Source organism: Winogradskyella flava (assembly GCF_014243395.1).
GTDB classification, from domain to species: domain Bacteria; phylum Bacteroidota; class Bacteroidia; order Flavobacteriales; family Flavobacteriaceae; genus Winogradskyella; species Winogradskyella flava.
Window position 1 is genome coordinate 1,495,210 of sequence record NZ_JACLCP010000001.1, and the last position, 24,043, is coordinate 1,519,252.

Sequence of the window (24,043 nt, forward strand, 5' to 3'; positions counted from 1 at the left end):
GTATTAACCATGTTAAAACACAATCTTAAAATAGCGATTCGAGGTTTTAAAAAGTATAAGAGCAGTTTTATTATCAATATAATTGGACTCTCAGCTGGTATGGCATGTGTGCTTTTTATTTCGCTTTGGGTAAGTGATGAAATGAGTGTAGACAAATTTCATGACAACGAAGCACAGTTGTATCAGGTGATCTCAAATTTAAAAATGAGTGATGAAATTATAACTTTAGATGATAGTCCAATTTTACTAGCAGATGCACTCACCAAAGAGTTTCCCGAAGTTATATCAGCAACATGTGTTAATAGCGATTTTGCTACTCCCGAAGGTGTATTTACTTATGAAGATAATGATCAAGTGGCAAAAGGATTATTTGCAGCACCTAATTTCTTTGAAGTATTTTCTTTCGATTTGTTAGTTGGAAATCAAAGTGAAGTTTTAAACAATAAGCATAAAGTTGTTATTTCTGAAGATTTAGCAAAAAGACTATTTAAAACCGTAGAAGATGCCGTAGATAAAACTTTAAATTGGAATTATAAATGGACCGATGGGAATGGAGAAGAGACCTTAGTTGTTTCCGGTGTTTTTAAGACACCTCCTATAAATTCAACACTTCAATTTGAATATATTGTACATTCAGATTTATTGATAGATGCAGACAGATGGGCTGGTGACTGGAGCGGCCATTATGCTAAATCCTTTTTAGTCTTAAAAGACGGTACAAACATTTCTAGTTTTAATAAAAAGATTGCCAACTATCTTAATAGTAAAAGAGATGGCAAATTTAAGTTTACAAGTTTTGTCCAAAAATTTTCGGAAAGATATCTTAATCAACCCTATGAAAATGGCGTGCAAGTTGGTGGGCGTATTGTTTATATAAGGTTATTTATCATTATTGCACTATTTACCTTACTCATCGCTTGTATCAACTTCATGAACCTTTCTACAGCGCAAGCAAGTAGGAGAATGAAAGAAGTTGGTGTAAAAAAGACACTTGGTGCAAATCGAAAATCATTAATATATCAATATTTAAGCGAAGCGATTATCTTGGTATTAATATCACTTGTGGTTGCTATACTTTTAGTGATTCTGTTTCTGCCAAATTTTAATGCTATTACTGATAAAAATATTGTATTGAATTTCGATGTAAATCAACTCCTGTTAATTATAGGCATTATTTTAATAACAGGGTTCTTGGCAGGCAGCTATCCTGCTTTTAGATTGTCTTCATTTAAACCCGTAGAAGTTTTAAAAGGAAATGCTCCAAAATCAGTCTGGGAATTTTTCATTAGAAGAGGACTTGTGATTTTTCAGTTTTCGATTTCTATCATTTTTATTATAGGCATACTGGTGATCAATAAGCAAATTGATTTTATGCAAACAAAAAATCTAGGCTACCATAAAGAGAATGTCATTCAATTTGAAATAGGTAGTAATATAGAAAGACCAGAGGCTCTTCTTTCTGAATTGAAAGATATACCAACTATTAGTAGTGTTGGTCTAATGAATGGAGATTTTTTAGCAGGGAACGATAATAATAGTGGTTGGATATGGCCTGGAAAAGATTCTCAAGAGCATGTTGTATTTCAATCTCCAAGAATGGGTTATGGCGCTATAGAAACCCTAGGTATGGAATTAATAGCAGGTCGAACTTTTTCTAAAGAATTTAACGACGACTATGATAAAATTATACTTAATGAGTCTGCGTTAAAGTTAATGAACTTGGAAAATCCAATAGGTAAATTACTTCAAAAGGGTGAACATCAACAAGAAATAGTAGGTATTGTTAAGGACTTCCAATATGGTTCACTACATCAAAAAGTGGAACCATTAATTATTAGGTTTAGGGCTTATGGAAATAATGTAATGGCTAGAATTAATACTGGGACAGAGCGTGAAACATTATCAAAAATGGAAGCTATTTATGTTAAGTTTAATCCTGGCTATTCATTTGACTATTCTTTCTTAGATAATGATTATGATAAGCTATACAGTTCAGAACAAAAAGTGGCTAATCTTTCTGACTTTTTTGCAGCATTAGCTATTATTATTTCATGCCTTGGTCTTTTTGGGCTTGCAACTTTTACAGCAGAACGCAAAGCAAAAGAAATAGGTATTCGCAAAATATTGGGATCAAGTGTTTTTGGCATCGTAAAAATGTTGTCAAGTGAATTTGGTAAAATGGTAATTATAGCAGCACTAATTGCATTTCCTATTGGATATTGGTTATGCTCGAATTGGTTAAGCAACTTTGGTTATGCTATTGAGCTAAAATGGTGGTTTTTTGGCTTAGCAGGATTTGTAACACTTTTAATAGCAATGGTTACCGTTGGTTGGCAATGTTATAGAGCTGCTACAGCAAACCCGATTAATGCTCTTAAAACAGAATAAACATCGTCAATCAAAAACCGAAGAAATCATGATTAAGAATTATTTCAAAATAGCAATAAGAAACCTTTGGAAGAACAAAATTTTCACTTCGCTTAATGTTGTTGGACTTACCATTGCATTTGGTGTAGCACTATTGCTAGCCATGTTTGCTATATACGAACTTTCTTATGATCGTTTTCATGAACATGGCGATAATATATATATGGTGTATTCAGAAGACAGTACACCAAATGGTATTGAAGCTAATATATCTAAATCAGAGCCTTTTTCAGCTGCATTACGCGACGAAATTACAGGAGTTGAAAAGATAACTCGATATAATGGTTCTGGTGTGTTGGTGAGTTATCAAGATAAGCAACTTGGTATGAGTAGTGCTTATGTTGATCCTGATTTTTTTGACATATTTAGTTTCCCAATAATCAAAGGAGATAAAGAAAACCCTATAACTTCAGAATCTTCTGTTGCTATGACAGAGCTTGCAGCAAAACGAATATTTGGTGATGAAAATGCTATTGGCCAAACGGTTACTATTTTACGAGATGAGCAAGAAGTACCATTTACTGTTACTGCAATTGTAGAAGATTTTCCTGAGACAAGTTCCATAGGGTTTGATGTGATATTAAATTTTAAAAGTCAGCCATATCATGCTTATGAGCGAGGAGTCGGACGCTGGGATGTTGAAAATCATGAAGTATATATGCAACTTTCCAAAGCGGTAACACCTATTCAGTTTGAAAGCAGCACAAAAGATTTCACGCAACTTCACTATAAAAATGAAATTGATAATGCTAAACGAGATGGTGTACAACCCAATAGTGAAGGTAATTACAGACAAATAAAATTATTGCCTTATGCAGACATGAGGTTTGCTAAATTCAGTCAAGGTCCAGTTACTGTAAATCGTACAATGCCATATTTAGTATTAGGTATTGCGATTTTAATCTTGTTTATCGCTTGTGTTAACTTTATAAATATGAGTATTGCTAAGAGTGATCAAAGGCTACGTGAAATAGGGATGCGTAAAACGCTAGGTGCAAACAAAAAACAATTATTCTTTCAATTTTGGGGAGAAAGTATTTTAGTATTTATAATATCTACTAGCCTTGGGTGTCTGTTAGCGATGTTTCTATTGCCTCATTTTCAATTGCTATTTAGAACAAGAGCCACGTTTGAAGCTTTTCTAAATCCATCTTTAATAATAACTCTAATACTTTGTGTTATTGGTATAACATTAATAGCTGGTGGCTATCCGGCAATATTAATGAGCCGTCTAGGAACACTACAAAGTCTAAAAGGAAAACTGGATAGCAATGGCAAAAACTACTTGCGTAATAGCCTAATGGTATTACAATTTGGTATAGCTATATTACTTATAAGTAGTACACTAGTACTTCAAGATCAAGTTGAGTTTATGAGAACCAAAGACTTAGGGTTCAATAAGGAACAAGTGATAGCTTTTCCGCTTAATGGAAAGCGAAACGATCAACAAGCAATGCAATTAATTAGGGATGCTCTAGAGGATAAAACTAATATTTTGAGTGTATCAGCATCTAACAACATTTTAGGTCTTGGAAAGGATGGATCTCGCTCTACTAGTGTTATAGGTTTTGAACATAAAGGACGAGGAGTAGAAACACATATGTTGGTTGTTGACTCAGATTATATCGAAACTTTAGATTTAAATCTGGTTGAGGGTAGATCTTTTAATAAAAACTTAGCTAGTGATAGTTTATCGGTAATCATTAATGAGTCAATGGCAAAACAGTTAAATGAAGGAGGCCTAATCAATTCAAAAATAAATATTGATGATAAATTTTTCTCTATTGTGGGTGTCATAAAAGATTTTAATTTTCAAGAGCTGGATAGACATATTGCTCCAATGTCGCTTTTTGCATTACCTAATTGGAATTTAAGAAATGTATATGTAAAAGTTGAGTCTAAAAACTTAGAGAAGTCTTATGCGGATGTAAAAGCGGCATGGGCATCTGTAGAGCCAAATGCAGAATTTCAGGGATCATTTTTAGATGAAAATATAGACAGAACTTTACGTAGTGAACGAAATATGATAACAATGATAGGTAGTGGCTCTATTTTGGCTATTACTTTGAGCTGCATTGGTTTATTTGCAATGTCATTACTTATTGTAGCACAACGACGTAAAGAAATAGGTGTACGCAAAATTGTAGGCGCAAGTGTATCTGCAATCACAATACTATTAACTAAAGATTTTTTAAAATTGGTAGGTATTGCTTTTTTAGTAGCAACACCAATTGCCTGGTGGGCAATGAGTAAGTGGTTACAAAATTATGCATATCGTATAGATCTTAATGTTTTAATATTTCTTATGGCTGGTGGAATTGCATTAGTAATAGCCATAGTAACTATAGCAGGGAAAACTATTAGCGCAGCTACATCTAATCCTGTAAATTCTTTGCGGTCAGAGTAAATACGTGTTTATTAAGCTTTTTATAGTGTCCGATTACGAACAAATACTGTATCGAAATCGGACACTTTTATTTTTTAAATCAATGTTAAATAATTGATTTTAAGTTGCTTATAACTTTGGCATCATCTTCACTATATAAATATTATCAATCAAAAAAAGAAAAAATGTTTCATCACCAAAAATCAAAATTAAGAGATCTTTTATGTACTTCGTTGTTTACATTATTAATTTCTATGCAATCCTATGCGACTGGTTCTATTATTACCATAGAAAGAGGGTATAAAGAAATAGATGTTGTAGCAATGAATCGTGCTGAAAGTTACAAGACCAAAAGCCAAGATTCTATTCGATCTTTTAATGGTAACCTTATCTCTAAATCAAAAATGGATGCTTTTATTAGGTATCAAATGGATTCGTTAAATATGTCAGGACTTTCTATAGCATTTGTTAATGATGACGAAATGGTATATCACAATGCGTTAGGGTTTAAAAATATTGAGACCCAAGAAAGAGTAGATAATTCTTCAATTTTTGACGCAGCTTCTTTATCTAAAACAGTGTTTAGCTTTTATGCTATGAAAGTTGTAGAACAAGGGCTTCTAGATTTAGATACGCCTCTGTATAAATATATAGAGTATCCTGATATAGCTTATGATGAACGCTATAAATTAATAACTGCTAGAATTGTATTATCACACAGAAGTGGGTTTCCTAATTTGAGGTATATAGATGAAGACGGGAATTATGATCCAAATAGAAAACTAACCATAGAATTTCAACCCGGAACTAAGTATCAATATTCAGGGGAAGGTTATGAATATTTGGCTAAGGTAATTGCACATCTCAAGGGAGTTGAAAAGAATGAACTACAAAGTTTGATTAAAACGGCTGTTTTTGAACCTCTAGCCATGGAAAAATCTAGTTTTGTATGGAACGATTATTTGGAAAAGAATAGAGTAGATGGTCATTTTAGAGGTAAAGTAAACGATGGATATGGTACAAGTAAAAAATATCCAGATTTTAAAGCATCGTCAAGCTTACAGACTAATGCTAAAGAATATTCATACTTTTTAAAAGCACTAATAAATAATAAAATATTATCAAAAGAATCTCATGAGGAGCTTACAAAAATACAATCAATAAAAAAGGCAACAAAAAAGTCAACAGAAATGAGATATGGGTTAGGAGTGATTATAGAAGCATCCGAATACGGTATTAATTATTCTCATGGAGGCGATAACTTAAGTCATACATCTTTGTATTACTTTAATAAAGAAAAAAAAGTTGGTTATGTATTTTTTACCAATTCAGAAAACAGAAATAAGTTTCATCAAAATTTACTTGATTTTCTTTTAACAAATTAGCCAATCTTATAAAATTTCAAGATATGAATAAATAAAATCATCATTCAAAAATCTACTCATCATGTTTAAGAATTATTTCAAAATAGCAATAAGAAACCTTTGGAAGGAACGTGTTTTTACATCTTTAAATGTGCTTGGATTGACAGTTGCATTTGGCGTTGCAATATTACTGGCCATGTACGCGACCTTTCAACTATCATTTGATAAGTTTCATGCCAACGGAGATAATCTCTATCAGGTCCATATGACCTGGCAAATCCCTAAAGGTACTGAAGTTGGAACCAGTCAACCAACCCCATTCGCTGAAGCACTGAAATCAGAAGTGCCTGGAGTAAAAAGAATAACAAGACATTTTGAAGATGAGGCGTTAACGATTTATAAGGATAAGGAACTTGGATTAGATGCCCTTTTTGTTGATGCTGATTTCTTTGAAATGTTTAGTTTTTCGATGATACAAGGACAAACAAGTAACCTTTTAAAAGATTCAAAATCAGTAGTCATTACAAAGGAAACAGCACGAAAATTATTTAAGGAAGAAAATCCTATAGGTAAAACTATATCTATTTTAATCAATGGAGCTAAAGAGCCTTTCACTGTTAGCGCTGTTTCTGCAGATATGCCCGATGCTAGTTCCATTACTTATGATATAGCTATACCCTTTAGTAAAAACCCAGCTTTTGAGGAAACGAAGGAGCGCTGGAACGCCCAATACCATGAGGTTTATATTGAATTGGATAATCAAGTATCTACCAAAGCTTTTGAAGAAAACAGTCGTAACTTCACTAACCTTCAGTATAAAAGTGCCATTGAAAAATTAAAACGCGACGGTGCTCAGCCCAATGCGAATGGGGATTTTCTTCAGCTAGGTTTATTACCTGTAAAAGACTTACGTTTTGTCAATTATGACAAAGGCTATGTGGAAATTAGCAGGTCAAAAGTGAATATCGTTTCTGGTATTGCGCTTCTTATTTTATTCATTGCATGCGTTAATTTTATTAATATGGGTATTGCTAAAAGTTCAAAGCGACTTCGAGAGATTGGCATGCGTAAAGCGCTAGGAGCTGAAAAAAGACAGGTCTTTCTACAGTTTTGGTTGGAAAGCTTGGTTGTTTTTCTATTCTCCACTGGTCTTGGTATTCTTTTGAGTTTTTTATTAAAGAATAGCTTCCAAACTATATTTAGAACCAGTGCAACTTTAAATGTTTTATTTACCCCTACGATTCTTATTACAGCTTTGTTATTGGTCTTGATAATATCGCTTATAGTTGGTGGATATCCTGCGGTTTTGCTAAATCGATTGACAACTGTTCAGTCTTTAAAAGGTAAATTGGATTCTACTGGTAATAATAGGTTGCGAAATACTCTGATTGTCGTTCAGTTTGGTATTGCTATCTTACTAATCAGCGGCACCTTTGTTCTAAAAGGTCAGCTTGATTATATGCGTAATAAGGACCTAGGCTATAATAAACAGCAAGTATTTTCATTCCCTTTAAATGGAAAGAAAAATAGTTATGACGTCGTCAAATTATTACGAGAAGATTTATTAAATCAAACAAATATATTGGGTGTTTCAGGTTCTGATAATAATCTTGGCAGAGGTAAAGATGGTAGTCAATATACAAGTGTTTGGGGATTTGACTATAAGGGTAGAAGTGTCCGCACAAATACGCTAACAGTAGATTATGATTACATAAAAACTTTAGGGCTACAACTACTAAAAGGCAGGAGTTTTGACGCTTCAAGGGAGAGTGATGCCCAAGCTATTATCATAAATGAGAGTATGGCAAGAGAGCTTAGTGAAGAAAATCCATTATCCGTATTAATTCCAGTGACAGATAGTCTTAATTATTCAGTTGTCGGAGTGGTTAAAGACTATCATTTTAAAGATATTTCGAAAACAATAGAACCTTTATCACTTTTTCTCAATAGAGAAGAGGGATTAAAATATGCTTTTGTTAAAGTAGCCGCCTCGGATATGGTCAATTCGGTTCATTTGATAGAGCAAGCTTACAAAAATATCGAACCTAATGCGGCCTTTTTGGGTTCTTTTTTAGATGAGAACGTAGACAGAACATTCAGAAGAGAAAAAAATATGGCGGCCTTAATTACTAGTGGTTCAGTCGTAGCTATTATTTTAAGTTGTATCGGATTATTTGCTATGTCAATGTTTATTACAATCCAGAGAACTAAGGAAATTGGGATAAGAAAAGTAGTAGGAGCTAGTGTTTCAGCTATAACCGTCTTATTAACTAAAGATTTTTTAAAACTTATAGGGATTGCCTTTATAATAGCTACTCCAATTGCATGGTGGGCAACTTCAGAATGGTTGCAAAGCTACCCATATCGTATGGAGTTAAATCTATGGATTTTTATCGCTGCGGGAGCCTTGGCATTAATCATTGCCGTTATTACAATTAGTCAACGGACCATTAGAGCTGCAATTGCAAACCCTGTAAAATCATTGAGAACAGAGTAAGTTATTCAGTAATAATCAATCAAAAATATCAAAATCATGATTAGGAATTATTTTAAAATAGCATGGCGAAACATTATGAGAAATAAGGTGTTTTCGTTTATAAATATCATTGGTTTAACCATTGGGTTTAGCGCAGCTTTTGTGATAGGCTTGATGATCTATTACGATTATACATTTGATGACTTTCATGAAGATGGAGATCGCACATATCGTATAGTTTCAGAATTTACAGATCCTGACGGAAAATATTACAATGCAGGCATAACATTAGCATTAAAGGGTGCGATTGAGGATAACTCAAACTTTGAAACAATAAGTGAATTTTATATTGAAAGACCCGCAAAAGTTGAAAATAGATTAAATGGCAGAACTTTAAAATGGCCAGAGTTTGTGATTTTTGCGGATCAAAATTATTTAGATATTTTCGAGTATAAATTTTTAGCAGGCAATAAAACTGAAGCTTTAAAAAATCCAAACCAAGTTGTATTAACCGAAACTAGAGCTGCCGAGTATTTTCCGAAACTTACACCGACAGAAATTGTTGGTAAAACATTAGTCTATAACGACTCTATAAACGTTATGGTTACTGGTGTTGTTGAAAATTTTAAAAAACGAACAGATATTGTTTTTAAGGAATTTGTTTCGCACGCAACTTTACTACAAACCAGCAGAAAAACAGAAATTGCAAAGCGTTATTGGATCAATACAAACTCTAACTCCCAATTGTATGTAAAGTTTAAAGAAAATGCTGATGTCGCAGGCGTTCAAAAACTATTAGACAAAATTGCTTACGATAAAACCGATGATGACGACCGTAAGTTTAATGAAAGAAGGTATTTTAAGCTTCAGCCTTTAAGCGATATTCATTTTAACGAGGATTACGGAATTTACGATTGGGAGAAAACACAAGCCAGTAAACCGCTTTTACAAAATTTAGCATTAGTAGCTATATTTCTTTTGCTTTTGGGATGTATAAATTTCATAAACTTAAACACAGCACAAGCCACACAACGTGCTAAAGAAATTGGAGTCAGAAAGACCTTAGGTAGCTCACGAAAGCAACTTATTGGACAATTCATGGGTGAAACGTTTTTATTAGTATTGTTTTCGGCAGTACTGTCACTAATACTCTCAAAAGGATTGCTAAACGTATTTTCGGATTTTGTAGCAGCAGATTTAACTTTTTCGTTATTTAAATCGCCAATAATTATTGTTTCTATTCTTATTCTGTTAATTATAGTAACGATTTTATCAGGCTTTTATCCTGCGTTATTATTATCAAAAGTTAATACGGTTTCGGTATTAAAAAATCAAATTTCTATTGGCAATCAAAAGGTTGGGTTACGTAAATTTTTGACTGTATTTCAGTTTACTATAGCTCAAATATTTATAATTGGTACCTTATTGGTTGGCAAGCAAATTAATTTTTTGTTAAGTAAAGATATGGGCTTTAATACCGATGCTATTGTTTCAGTTTTTAGCCCAAGATCAGAACTTGAACTTTCAAAAAAGAATATTTTTGCCGAAAAGTTAAAAGCTATTCCACAAATAAAAAAAGTAAGTCTTGGTGGGTACGCACCAGCTTCAAATTCAATTAACTCAACCAATACCACTTTTACAAACGGCGAAAAACAAATCAAATCCGAGTTACAATTTGTTTTTGGTGATACTGAATACTTGGACCTTTTTTCAATCGAACTTTTAGCAGGACGAAATTTAAAAAATGATACCATAAATGAGTTTGTTATTAATGAAACCTACAGTAAAATTTTAGGCTTTACTAATCCCGAAGATGCTATAGGTAACTTAGTGTCACTGCATGATAGAGATGTGCCAATTGTTGGTGTTATGGCTGATTTTCATCAACGTTCATTAAAATCAAAAATAAAACCCATGGCACTGAAAGGTGATTGGTACCGTAACTATTTTTCCCAATACCAAGCGGTGCATATTGCTTTTAATAATACTGCGCCAGAGCAATTAAAACAGACTTTAGAAAAAATACAGAATGCTTATAATTCTGTTTACACCGAAACTGAAGATTACAGATTGGAGTTTATGGATGAAACGGTTGCTAATTTTTATAAACGCGAACGTAAAGTGTCCAAACTTTTAAATTGGTCAACTGGCTTATCTATTTTAATTAGTGTTTTGGGATTATTAGGGCTTGTTATTTATACTACTAATCGTCGTGTTAAAGAAATTGGTGTGCGTAAAGTTTTAGGCGCAACACTTTTGCAGATTAATACATTGTTATGTAAGGAATTTTTAATCCTTGTGGCAATAGCTTTTGTTATAGCTGTACCCATTGCTTATTACGGTATTACAAATTGGTTACAAGATTTTGCTTATCGCACTACCGTTAGTTTCTGGATATTTTTAATAAGCGGTTGTGCAATGATCTTATTTGCACTCATTGTAATTAGTGCCAAGACATTGCAGGCAGCAAATGCGAATCCTGTAAATTCTTTACGTTCAGAATAAAATATTCAATTATTCAAACTTTTAAAGTGTCCGATTTCGTACAAGAAGTGTACTGAAATCGGACATTTTTAGTTTTAAAAATATAATTAAAACATTGATAAATAATAAGTTATGTGTTTGGCATCATCTTCACTATATAATTGGTAATAAATAGTACACTAACTAAAATCAATCAAAAATGAAAAAAATCATCTTACTATTCGGATTAGTAGCAATTATTGGAAATGCTTACTCTCAAGTGCCAGAAAATCTAACGGATGAAGCAAAAATCTACGGATTGTCTAAAGTATGGAAAGAAGCAGATAAGAACTTTGTTTTCTTTGACCAAGTACCGTCATTGGATTGGGATAAGACGTATCAAGAGTATATTCCAAAAGTATTAGAAACTAAATCAACATACGATTACTACAAAAAACTTCAAGAATTTTGCGCTTTACTGAATGACGGTCATACTAAAGTATATGTGCCTTGGCAGTTGAGAGAGGTTAAAGAAGTTGCGACTCCGATAAAGACTGAGTTAATTGGTAACCAAGTAATCATTACAGAAATCCTAAATGATACCATCAAAAATCAAGGACTTAAAAAAGGCATGGAAATTATCGAAATTGATGGAGTTCCAATCCACGAATATGCATCTAATAAAGTAAAGCCTTATGTTTCTTATTCCACAGAACAAGACATGAATGTTCAAGTGTATGAATATAATCTACTCAAAGGAAATATAGAAGAAAAGATAAAGTTGAAAACCAAGAATGGTAAAGTATATCCGGTCAGTCGAAAATTGATTAAACCGGAATCTGATACTCCTACTTTTGAATTTAGAAAGCTCAATGAAGAAATTGGCTATCTAAAAATCAGTAGATTTTGGGGAGATAATTTGAAAGCTAAATTTGATAGTATCTTCCAAAATATCCAAAGCATGCCAAAATTAATAATTGATGTATCAGAAAATCAAGGAGGAAGTAACGGTTATTCAAATTATGTATTGAGTCATTTTGTTGATAAGCCGTTTATGACATCCCGTTGGAAAACACTGATGTATATGCCCGCTTGGGTCTCAAATGGATTTAATACGCAATGGCAAGACAATGAAGGTAATATTGTTCAGCCCAAAGAAGCGTCAAAAAGATATACAAAACCAGTCGTGGTTTTAATTAGCGAAAAAACCTATTCGGCAGCAGAAGATTTTATTTCGGCATTTTTGAATACAGAAAGAGGAGTCGTGATAGGAAGACCTACAGCTGGGACTACAGGAAATCCAATTGGCTTCCAATTGCCAGGAAAAGGAGCCTTTCAAATTTGCTCAAAAAGAGATTACCTGTCTAATGGGAAAGAATTTGTTGGCTATGGCATTGCACCTCAGATAGAAGTTAAAAAAGTAATAGACGAGAATCATTTAATCAATAAAGGGATAGAAATTCTGAAAAAAGAAAACTAAAGCGAACAAAGTGTAAAACGGCAGTAGCGGCTATTCGCCACTACTTCGTTTGCACGAGACCGTTCGGTTACGAACAATAAGTGTATCGAAATCGTACACTTTTGTTTTTACAAATAAACGCAATAACCTGTTTGTTAGGTATTTATGTGTTTGGCATCATCTTTACTATATAATTAGTGTAAGACAATCATCAATCAAAAAACGAACATTTATGATTCTTAACTACATTAAAATAGCATTCAGAAGTTTACAGAAAAATAAGGGTTACAGCTTCTTAAATATTTTCGGGTTAGCTATTGGAATCACTTGTGCAAGTTTAATTTTTCTTTGGGTAGAAGATGAGTTGAGTTTTAACCAATCTTTTGACCGTTCAGAAAATGTATACTACGTACCAACCAACCAAGAATACGAAGGTAAGTGGTACACAATCTACGCATCACCAGGACCATTAGCTCAGGATATGAAAAATGATATTCCTGAGGTTTTAAGATCAACTCGCTCTAGTAGTCAAGAACGTTTATTTACAGTTGGTGATAATGCTATAAACAGCCGTGGACGTTTTGTTGACGAGGACTTCTTAGATATTTTTAGTTTAAAATTTATTGAAGGTAACCGTAAAGATGCGTTTACTAATCCTGAAGCCATTGTATTAACACAACGAACTGCCCAAAAACTTTTTGGTATTGGCGAAAAGGTAGTGGGAAAGGTTGTAAAAATGAGTAATAAAGATAATTATTTGGTCACAGGTATTATTGAAAATTTACCAAAGAATACGTCATTTCCTTTCAATTGGGTAGCACCTTTTGAGCGCTACGCAGACGGTCAAGAATGGATGACCTTTTATGGAAATAATTTTTCAGACACTTTTGTAGAATTATCGCCAGAATCTAATTTTGAAACTGTTGATAAAAAAGTAAGGGGTTTAATAGCTTCAAAGGAAGAAGAAACCAGCGATTACGCCATTTTGCATGCCATGAAAGATTGGCATTTAAGGTCGAATTTTGAGAATGGTGTAAAAGTCGGTGGTCGAATAAAACAAGTGACTTTATTTACCATCATTGCGTTTGTCATTCTTTTTATAGCGTGCATTAATTTCATGAATTTATCTACAGCACGTAGCGAAAAACGTGCTAACGAAGTCGGCGTGCGCAAAGCCATGGGCTCAAGTCGTGGGAGACTGATTATACAATTTATATCAGAGGCTTTGATGTTATCGTTTATTGCAACGGTAGTGAGTATTTTGCTTTTGGTTGTATTATTACCTCAGTTTAATTTAATAATAAATAAGGATTTGGGTTTAGGCTTAACAAAACCAACACATTTATTTATTTTATCAAGTATTGCTATCGTTTGTGGTTTGCTAGCAGGTTTATATCCAGCATTTTATTTATCGTCTTTTAAACCTGTTGCCGTTTTAAAAGGATTAAAAGTTACCGAAGGTTCGGTTTCGTTAATAAGAAAAGGGTTAGTTGTTGGGCAGTTTACCATTTCAATAGTATTTATAATAGCAACGATCATAGTCTATCAACAAATTCAATTTGCTAAAAACAGAGAATTGGGTTACGATAAAGACCAATTATTATCGATGCGCATCAATGAAGAAGCTATTGGTAAATTTAATGTTATTCAGCAAGATTTAATTAGTTCAGGTGCTGTGTCTAATGCTACTTTAAGTAATTCTGAAATACTATCTGGTGGATTTAATGGTTCAGGTTGGCAGTGGGAAGGTGGCACAAATACCGAAGATGTTTTAATTTCTTATAGGTATGTAACGCAAAGCTTTTTCGACACCACAGGTTTAGAAATTATTGAGGGTCGTGGTTTTAGTAATAACATTGATGCTGATAGTAGTTCTACATTGATTTCCAAATCACTCGCAAAAATGATGGGTAATGATAGTGCAATAGGAAAGAGAATTACACGAGGCAATAATGTTAATGTTGAGGTTGTTGGCGTTGTTGAAGATTATCTCTATGGTGACATGTTTGGTTCTAGCGATCCAGTATTGTTTTTTAATTATCCAGATGGTGGAAATTATATGTACATAAAGACTAAAGACGGTATTCCGGTAAGTGAGGCTTTGGTAGATATTGAAATGGTCTTGAAAAAGCACTTACCAGCATATCCGTTTGATTACCAATTTGTGGACGAAGCCTTTGATGCCAAGTTTAAAAATGAACAGCTTATTGCTGAATTGTCTCAGATTTTTGGGATACTCGCCATACTTATTTCGTGTCTTGGTTTATTTGGTTTAGCAGCATACACAGCTGAGCAAAGACGAAAAGAAATAGGCGTTCGTAAAGTTTTAGGAGCAAGTGTCTCGGGCGTTGTAAAACTATTGTCTAAAGACTTTTTAAAGTTAGTTGTAATTGCAATAGTCATTGCCATACCAATTGCATGGTATTTTATGAGCAATTGGCTTCAGGATTATGCTTACCGTATAGAAATCAACTGGTGGGTTTTTGCAGTAGCGGGCTTTAGTGCAATAACAATAGCTATGTTAACAGTAAGTTTTCAGGCTATTAAAGCGGCGATTGCAAATCCTGCGGAGAGTTTAAAAACAGAGTAAAGTAAGAGCATTATGATAAAGAGTTTTATAAAAATTGCATGGAGAAACATAGAAGCAAGTCCTTTGTTTTCATCCATAAATGTATTGGGACTTACATTAAGTTTAGCAATAGCTACGTTACTATTCCTATTTATTCATCATGAAAATAGTTTCAATCAATCGCTTTCAAATAAGGATAATATTTATAGAGTTTTAACGGAAGCTAAGGATTATAATGATAAAATATATGCTTCTGCAGCTGCTATGGTTGCTCCAACAGCAATTGAAGAAATACCTGAAGTAACTGACGCTGTACGATTTTTAAAACACGGTTTTGGAGAACCTGCTTATATAAATACAGAGTTTTCAGAATTTATTGAGTCGTCTTTATACTACGCTGACCCTAGTCTATTCAAGATTTTTGATTTAGAGCTTCAACAAGGGTTAGTTAATGAAGCACTTGTTAAACCTAATACGGCAATAATTTCAAAAAGTACAGCAGAACGCTATTTTGGAACTGATAATGTGCTGGGGAAAACCTTTAAAATAGATGATGAAATAACGGTTGAAATTACTGGTGTTTTTTCAGATTTACCAACAAATATTACTTTAGACGCTAATGTATATATATCTTTTGCAACTAGTTTCTTCTCCAAACGTCCAACTTGGTCTAATGTAAGTTTAGAGACTTATTTTTTAACTGCCGAAAACACAAAACAATCAATGCTTAAAGCTAAGCTTGGTGAAATGTTAGAAAAGAATGTACAAGAAGACGGAAGGTGGTATTCTTTAGACGTCCAACCTTTAAATAAAGTACATCTTTATTCAACACACTTAAGTAATGCCTATAGTAGCAAAAAAGGATCTATAGAACAGGTGAAAAGTTTGTCTTGGTTGGCGCTACTAATATTGGTTATTGCATGTATCAATTATATGAATTTAACTACGGCGAGATCACAAAAACGCTCTAAAGAAGTTGGAGTGAGTAAAACGCTTGGTGCATCAACACAAAATTTAATTACTCGCTTTTACGCCGAGACAGGTTTAATAACGGCAATTTCAATTGTTTTGGGTGTGCTTTTAGCTTTAGTGTTTTTACCTGTATTTAATAATATTGCTGGCAAAAATATACCAAATTCTATGTTATGGTCTTTGCCTTTCATTTCTTCTTTATTAGGTGTTTGGATGGTGTCGACGCTACTAGCGGGTTCATATCCAGCAATATATTTATCAAATCTATCAGCAAAAAAAATACTTAATGGTGGGAAAATAGGGTCTCGATGGTCTGTGAATTTGAGAAAAAGTTTAGTCGTTTTACAATTTACAGCTTCAACAATGTTAATAGTTGGAGTTTATGTGATTTATAATCAGCTAAAATTTATACAGGAAAAAGATTTAGGTTTTGATAAAGAGCAACTTATGGCTATTTCAATTAATGGTATAAGTAGCGATAATAATGTAGATTTACTAAGACAAAAACTAAGCACATTAACAACAGTTGAGAGTGTTGGAACTGCACAAGGATTTCCTGGCAAAACAGTTAGCGGTCGAATGATTCAGAATCCAATATTGGATGATGGCGGTATGGCTGTACAAACCAATAGGTCTGACGCTAAAGCTATTGAAACTATGGGAATGCGATTTATTGCTGGTAAAAATTTACCATTAGTTAAGTCTGAAGGTGATTCGTTAATTGAGGTGGTTGTTAACAAAAAAATTGTTGAGTATTTAGGTCTAACCCCAGAAGAAGCTATTGGCAAAAAAATACAAATGTTACCTGGCGATAATGAATATATTGTGGGTGTTGTAGACGATTTTAACTATGCTTCTTTACGTGAACCAATCGGTGGTTACGCATTTCATAATCTTGCTACTGAACGTAAAGAATATTTAATTGTAAAATTACGAGTGACAGATTTAGGTACTGAAATAAATCAAGTAGAAAGCAATTTTAAATCCATCGTTCCAAATGTGCCCTTTGATTATAGTTTTCTGGATAACAATATAGAAAAGCTTTACCTAGAGGAAAAACAAACAGCTACTATAGGTATGTTATTTTCAATTTTGGCAGTTTTTGTAGCGTGTTTAGGATTATTTGGTTTAGCTGCTTTTACAGCAGAACAAAGAGATAAAGAAATTAGTATTCGTAAAGTATTAGGCGCTTCGGTTTCGGGAATAGTAAAACTACTTTCTGTTGATTTTATAAAGTTAGTCCTAGTAGCTTTACTTATAGCTTTTCCATTAGCCTATTTTGTGATGAATGATTGGTTACAGGATTTTGCATATAGAGTTGCTATTAGTTGGCATCCATTTGTGTTTACCGCATTTGCAGCAATTGCTGTTTCAATTCTAACGGTAAGTTTTCAGGCTATTAAAGCCGCAATAGCTAATCCCGTTGAAAGTTTAAAAACTGAATAAAGCCATAAATTATGATAAAGAATTATATTAAAATAGCATGGAGAAATCTTTTAAAGAAGAAAGCTTTTACAGTAATTAATATTATTGGTTTATCATTAGGTGTTGGTTGCTTTATTATGATTTCTATGTTTGTGATAGATGAGATAAGTTACGATCGATACCATGAGAAAGCAGATCGTATTTACCGTATAAATTCTGATATCATTTTTGGAGGAACTGAAATGAGTATGGCGGTGAGTGCGGATCCAATGGGAGAAGTCTTAAAGAGCGATTACCCAGAAGTTGAAAATTTTGTCAGACTATATGCTTCACAAAGGTCTAAGTTAATAAAAAAAGGAAACCAGTATATTAACCAAAGTGGAGTGGTTCACGCCGATTCTACTTTATTTAAAGTCTTTACATTACCAGCGATAATAGGAAATACAAGAACAGCACTTAGAGATCCAAATACAGTAGTTATTACAGAAACAGCTGCTAATCGCTATTTTGGCAGCCCTCAATTAGCAATAGGACAATTCTTAGAAACGGACGATAACGATAAGACGCTATATAAAGTGACTTCAGTTATTGAGGATATGCCAAGAAATTCGCATTTTAAGTTCGACTTCTTTTTTTCTATGGCTAATGTAGATTATGATTTCGGAAATTTTTTAAGTCATAATTTTCACACTTATGTGCTATTAAAAGAGGGTACTGATTACAAGACTTTCAATAAGAATTTTAAAGAGGTTATTAATAAATACTTACTTCCTCAAGCAGCCCAGTTCATGGAAATTTCTAGTATGGATGATTTTGAAGCAAGCGGGAATAAATTGGAATATTCTTTAATGCCCATTACAGATATACATCTGCATTCTTCTAGGGGTATTGAATTAAGCGCAAATGGTAACATTCAATATGTCTATATTTTTTCTGCTGCTGCGCTTTTTATATTATTGATTGCTTGTATCAATTTTATTAATCTTACAACGGCTAGATCTTCAGGCAGAGCCAAAGAAGTTGGCATTCGTAAAGTTCTAGGTTCTGAAAAGAAAGCACTAATTGGGCAGTTCTTAACAGAGTCTACTTTAATAGCAATTTTAGCCCTTTTCGTAGGCTTAACTTTTGTATGGTTGTCTTTGAGTTGGTTTAATGGTGTTTCAGGGAAAGAAATGCTAATGACGTCCTTATTGAGTCCAAAATTTTTAGTTTTCATTTTGGTTTTACCTTTTATAGTAGGCGGATTAGCTGGTGTATACCCAGCCTTCTTTTTGTCTTCATTTCAACCTATTAAAGTCTTAAAAGGGAAGTTATCATTTGGTAATAAGAAAAATACTTTGAGAAATTTTTTGGTTGTATTTCAATTTGCCACATCCATCATACTAATTGTAGGTACTATAGTAATTTACAAACAACTCAATCATATTCAAAATTCTAATTTAGGATTTGATAAAGACCAGGTAATGGTAGTCAATAATTTTGGATTATCACATGAAACGAGGCAATCTCTAAAAAACGAAATTGAACAATTAACAGAAGTAAAATCCGCTTCGTTTGCAGGTTATTTGCCAGTAGGCGGCTCATCACGTTCGGATACAACATTTTCTACAGAATCAGTTATGACAGAATCCAATGGATTCAATATGCAGTATTGGAATGTAGATTACGATTATTTGGAAACTTTAGGTATGGAAATGGAATCTGGCCGAAATTTTTCTCGAGATTTTGGTTCGGATTCTTTAGGTATAATCTTGAACGAAACAGCAGTTAAGTTAGCTGGCTTTAAAAATCCAATTGGAAAAAAACTATATACATCAGATAACAATGGTAATCCACAGGCCCATACCGTTATTGGCGTGGTTAAAAACTTCAATTTTGCATCTCTACGTGAAAATGTTGGAGGTTTATGTTTCCAATTAGGAAATAACAGTTGGGAAACTGCTTATAGATTCAATACAAGCGATGTTAGTGGTTTGTTGTCTACAATCGAAAATAAATATAAAGCTGCAGCGCCGGGCATGCCATTTAATTATCAGTTTTTAGATGAAGCTTTTGATAATATGTATCGACAAGAAAGACGTGTTGGTACAGTTGCCATGGCTTTTGCAATACTTGCTATAATTATTGCTTGTTTGGGCTTATTTGGATTGGCAACATATATAGCAGAACAGCGTACAAAAGAAATCGGAATACGTAAAGTATTGGGTGCATCTGTAACTAATATTATAAGAATGCTATCTAAGGATTTTGTGAAGTTGGTTATTGTAGCTTTTGTAATTGCAACACCGATTGCTTGGTGGTTTATGCACGAGTGGCTCCAAGAATTTGCGTATAGAATAGATCTTAATTGGATGATTTTTGCAGTCACTGGATGTGTTGCATTAGTAGTAGCCCTAATTACATTGAGTTTTCAGGCTATTAAAGCCGCAATAGCTAATCCCGTTGAAAGTTTAAAAACTGAATAATCGATTGTCAATTAACGCATGTTTTTAAAGTGTCCGATTACGAACAAGAACTGTATCGAAATCGGACACTTTTTTGTATTCAAATAATTATAAAATATTGATTTTTAGATATTTATGTTTTTGGCATCATCTTCACTATATAAATAGTAATACAAAATGTCATCAATCAACATTAAAAATAAATCATTATGATTTTAAATTATATCAAAATTGCGTTTAGAACCTTATTGAAGAATAAAGGTTATAGTTTCCTAAACATTTTTGGATTGGCTATTGGGATTACTTGTGCTAGTCTCATTTTTCTTTGGGTTGAGGATGAATTGAGTTTCAATACAAATTTCGATAAGCAAGACCAAGTGTATTATGTGCCAACCAATCAGAATTATGAAGGGGAATGGCGTACGTTCTATTCTACACCTGGTCCGTTGGCTCAAGACATGTTGGACGAAATTCCTGGTATCGTTAGAGCTACACGCTCTAGTCTCGAGGAGCGTTTGTTTGCTGTTGGAGACAATTCTATAACGAGAAGAGGTCGTTATGCTGATGCAGATTTTTTAGACATTTTTAGTTTAAAATTTATTGAAGGCAATAGAGAGAATGCATTTAGAAATCCTGAAGCTATTGTATTAACTCAGGAAACAGCAGAACAACTTTTTGGTAAAGGTGAAAAAGCGCTCGGTAAAGTCGTTAGAGTTAGTAATAAAGACAATTATTTAGTCACAGGTGTTATTGAAGATTTACCAAATAATGTGTCATTTCCTTTTAGTTGGGTGGCGCCTTTTGAACGCTATAGCGATGGTGCACAGTGGATGACCGAATATGGAAGTAATTTTTCGGATACTTTTGTTCAATTGGCACCAGAAGCTAATTTTAATACTGTAGATAATAAAGTACGCCAGATTGTTCAACAAAAGGATGAAGGTAGCGATACTTATGCGTTTTTGCATTCCATCAAAGATTGGCACTTAAGATCTAAGTTTGAAGGTGGTGAAATAGTAGGTGGTCGTATAACCTATGTGCGTTTGTTCACTATTATAGCATTTGTAATTCTATTAATTGCTTGTATCAATTTTATGAACCTAAGCACAGCTAGGAGCGAAAAACGTGCCAATGAGGTTGGTGTACGAAAAGCGATGGGATCTGGACGAGGACGATTAATCACTCAATTTATTTCTGAAGCTCTGATACTATCGTTTATTGCCACGATTTTAAGTATTGTTTTGCTCGCAATGATATTGCCTCAGTTTAATCTCATCATAGACAAAAACTTAACATTAGGACTGTCAAACCCTTTGCATATACTAAGCCTAGTTGGCGTGGCAGTTGTTTGTGGACTTTTGGCAGGCTTGTATCCAGCATTTTATTTATCGTCATTTAAACCTGTTGAAGTTTTAAAAGGCTTGAAAGTAACTGAAGGTTCTGCAACACTAATTAGAAAGGGATTAGTAATTGGTCAGTTTACAATATCAATCGTATTTATTATTGTCACGATTTTAGTATATCAGCAAATTCAGCATGCAAAAAATAGAGAGTTAGGTTATGATAAGGATCAACTATTGTCAATGCGAATCAATCGTGATTTTATTCCAAAATTTAATGTAGTACAACAAGAGTTGATTAGAACAGGTTCTGTAGACAATGCAACGTTATGCAATTCTGAACTTTTAAATGGAGGAAATAATGGCTCTGGCTTTAAATGGAAAGGTGGAACAGATACTGAAGATGTTTTAATCTCTTTTAGAAATGTAACACAAAGCTTTTTTGAGACCACAGGTATGGAAATCATTGAAGGTCGTGGATTTAGCAATAATGTTGAGGCAGATAGTATATCGGTTTTAATTTCTGAGTCTCTTGCCAAAATGATGGGTGATGAAAGTCCAATAGGAAATATTATTAGCAGAGAAGAGGATGCTATGGAGGTTGTTGGTGTTGTGAAAGACTATGTATATGGTGACATGTTCGATGCTAGTGACCCAGTATTATTTATGCATTATCCTGCTTATGCAAGGTACATGTTCATTAAAACAAAAGCAGGTGTTCCTATTAATGAAGCACTTTCTGATATTGAAGCCGTTATGAAAACTCATAATCCAGCATTTCCGTTTGAATATACATTTGTAGACGATGCTTTTGATGCTAAGTTTAAAAATGAACAATTAATAGGTGAGCTATCGCAAATCTTTGCTATACTGGCCATACTGATTTCTTGTCTTGGACTTTTCGGTTTGGCTACTTATACGGCAGAGCAGCGCAGAAAGGAAATTGGAATTCGAAAAGTTTTGGGTGCTAGTGTTTCGGGTATCGTAAAATTACTATCAAAAGACTTTCTAAAACTTGTAGGTATTTCGATTGTAGTAGCCATTCCTTTAGCTTGGTATTTTATGCAAGATTGGCTTCAAGATTATGCCTATCGTATAGAAATCAACTGGTGGGTTTTTGCTATTGCAGGTATCGCTGCCATTTTAATTGCGTTGTTGACCGTAAGTTTTCAAGCTATTAAAGCAGCAATTACAAATCCAGCGGAAAGTCTTAAAACTCAATAAAAATTTAATCATTAACATGTGCTGAATTTGTTTCAGTATCAAAAAACAATATATCATGAAAAGTTTAAAACAAATTCTAATCATAGCATTGATTTGCACAAGTCAAATCATGTTGGCGCAGACAAAAACAGATGTGTCATCTTTTACTAAAGTCATTATAAGTCCTCATATAGAAACAACCTTTGTTCAAGGCGATGAGGAATCCGTTACCATACTAGACAATATCTTGTCAGATGATAAAGTAAATATCGAAGTCAATAATGGAACACTTAGAGTATACCTAGATGATGCCAAATTAACAACGAAGCAAAAGAAAGTGGTTAAGAATGGTATGAAGATGAAAGTGCCTATTTATAAAGGGAAAGTACTTACCATAAAAGTAACTTATAAGCATATAGATAATTTATCATTGAGAGGAGAGGAGAGAACGGTATGCGAAAGCCTAATTGATGTTGAAAAATTTAAGCTTAAAATTTATGGTGAATCTGAAGTAACTTTCAATGACGTCAATTTTAAAGAGTTTGATGTAGATATTTACGGAGAGAGTCAATTGACTATTAAAAATGGTAACACCGAAAATCAGCATATTACGGCATTTGGAGAGGGAGAAATTAATCTGGTCCAGGTAGATAATAAAACATCTAAGCTAAAGGCTTATGGTGAAGCTGAGTTTAAGGTTAATGTATCACAGCATATTAAGTTTACAGCTTATGGTGAAGCTGAGTTGTATTACAAAGGAACAGCACAGGTGAATCAAGGATTGAGTTTCGGTGATTCGCAAATCAATAAAATCGACTAAAAAAAGCAGTTAAAATGGTAAATAAGTTATTAAGTCTCAACGAAGCAACAAGAACAGTTAATTCTGGAAGTAACAAAGTAACATTGTTAGATAATATCAATCTCCAAGTGAATGAAGGTGAATTTATTTCGCTAATGGGTCCCTCAGGTTCTGGAAAATCGACATTACTCAATTGCATAGGTATGCTAGATAGTTTTACTGGAGGTGGATATACCTTTTTAGGGGAGCCAGTGCATAGTATGAAAGAAAAAAACAGATCCAAGCTCTATAAGGAGTATATCGGATTTGTATTTCAGGCGTATCACCTTATAGATGAGTTAACAGTTTGGGAAAATATTGAAACACCATTGTTATACAAAAGTGTAAAATCTTCCGAACGCAAAGGATTGGTGGCAGATATGTTAGATCGCTTTAATATTGTTGGGAAGAAAGATTTATTTCCAATGCAATTAAGTGGTGGGCAACAACAATTAGTAGGAATCGCAAGAGCCTTAATAGGAAAGCCAAAGTTGATCTTGGCAGATGAACCGACAGGGAATCTTAACTCTAAGCAAAGCACCGAAATTATGGAGTTGTTTTCAGATCTAAATAAAGAGGGCGTCACCATTATTCAAGCTACTCATTCTGAAAAGAATGCATCTTACGGCTCACGAATTGTAAACCTCTTGGATGGAAAAATAGTCGAAGAATAACAA

General features: G+C 33.5%; 12 protein-coding genes. All 12 read left to right on the forward strand.

Features of this window, described 5'->3' with window-relative positions; genetic code table 11:
- Positions 1-9 precede the first annotated feature (9 nt).
- On the forward strand, positions 10-2,388 hold the full coding sequence (locus H7F21_RS06425) for an ABC transporter permease (protein WP_185788371.1): 2,379 nt from the start codon (positions 10-12) through the stop codon (positions 2,386-2,388).
- Positions 2,369-4,834: an ABC transporter permease gene (locus tag H7F21_RS06430; protein ID WP_246431426.1), complete on the forward strand. Its 2,466-nt coding sequence runs from the start codon at positions 2,369-2,371 to the stop codon at positions 4,832-4,834. Before H7F21_RS06425 ends, H7F21_RS06430 begins: the two co-directional genes overlap by 20 nt.
- Before the next feature lie 164 nt (positions 4,835-4,998).
- On the forward strand, positions 4,999-6,198 hold the full coding sequence (locus H7F21_RS06435) for a serine hydrolase domain-containing protein (protein ID WP_185788372.1): 1,200 nt from the start codon (positions 4,999-5,001) through the stop codon (positions 6,196-6,198).
- A gap of 61 nt (positions 6,199-6,259) precedes the next feature.
- Positions 6,260-8,674 (forward strand): ABC transporter permease, encoded by a 2,415-nt coding sequence (locus H7F21_RS06440; RefSeq protein ID WP_185788373.1) that lies wholly within the window; start codon positions 6,260-6,262, stop codon positions 8,672-8,674.
- A 36-nt stretch (positions 8,675-8,710) separates the two neighbouring features.
- The gene (locus H7F21_RS06445) at positions 8,711-11,158 is read left to right on the forward strand and encodes an ABC transporter permease (protein ID WP_185788374.1); all 2,448 of its coding nucleotides are present in this window, start codon (positions 8,711-8,713) and stop codon (positions 11,156-11,158) included.
- A 178-nt stretch (positions 11,159-11,336) separates the two neighbouring features.
- Positions 11,337-12,596, forward strand: a complete 1,260-nt coding sequence (locus tag H7F21_RS06450; protein WP_185788375.1) for a S41 family peptidase — start codon at positions 11,337-11,339, stop codon at positions 12,594-12,596.
- A 211-nt stretch (positions 12,597-12,807) separates the two neighbouring features.
- Positions 12,808-15,165 carry an ABC transporter permease gene (locus tag H7F21_RS06455; protein WP_185788376.1) on the forward strand — a complete coding sequence of 786 codons (2,358 nt, stop codon included), beginning with the start codon at positions 12,808-12,810 and terminating at the stop codon, positions 15,163-15,165.
- Positions 15,166-15,177: 12 nt separating this feature from the next.
- Complete coding sequence (locus tag H7F21_RS06460; RefSeq protein WP_185788377.1) at positions 15,178-17,562, forward strand: ABC transporter permease; 2,385 nt, start codon at positions 15,178-15,180, stop codon at positions 17,560-17,562.
- A gap of 11 nt (positions 17,563-17,573) precedes the next feature.
- On the forward strand, positions 17,574-20,006 hold the full coding sequence (locus H7F21_RS06465; RefSeq protein ID WP_185788378.1) for an ABC transporter permease: 2,433 nt from the start codon (positions 17,574-17,576) through the stop codon (positions 20,004-20,006).
- Between the two features lie 188 nt (positions 20,007-20,194).
- Positions 20,195-22,549: an ABC transporter permease gene (locus H7F21_RS06470; RefSeq protein ID WP_185788379.1), complete on the forward strand. Its 2,355-nt coding sequence runs from the start codon at positions 20,195-20,197 to the stop codon at positions 22,547-22,549.
- A 55-nt stretch (positions 22,550-22,604) separates the two neighbouring features.
- Positions 22,605-23,348 (forward strand): head GIN domain-containing protein, encoded by a 744-nt coding sequence (locus tag H7F21_RS06475; protein WP_185788380.1) that lies wholly within the window; start codon positions 22,605-22,607, stop codon positions 23,346-23,348.
- A 14-nt stretch (positions 23,349-23,362) separates the two neighbouring features.
- On the forward strand, positions 23,363-24,040 hold the full coding sequence (locus tag H7F21_RS06480) for an ABC transporter ATP-binding protein (RefSeq protein WP_185788381.1): 678 nt from the start codon (positions 23,363-23,365) through the stop codon (positions 24,038-24,040).
- The last annotated feature ends 3 nt before the right edge of the window (positions 24,041-24,043 follow it).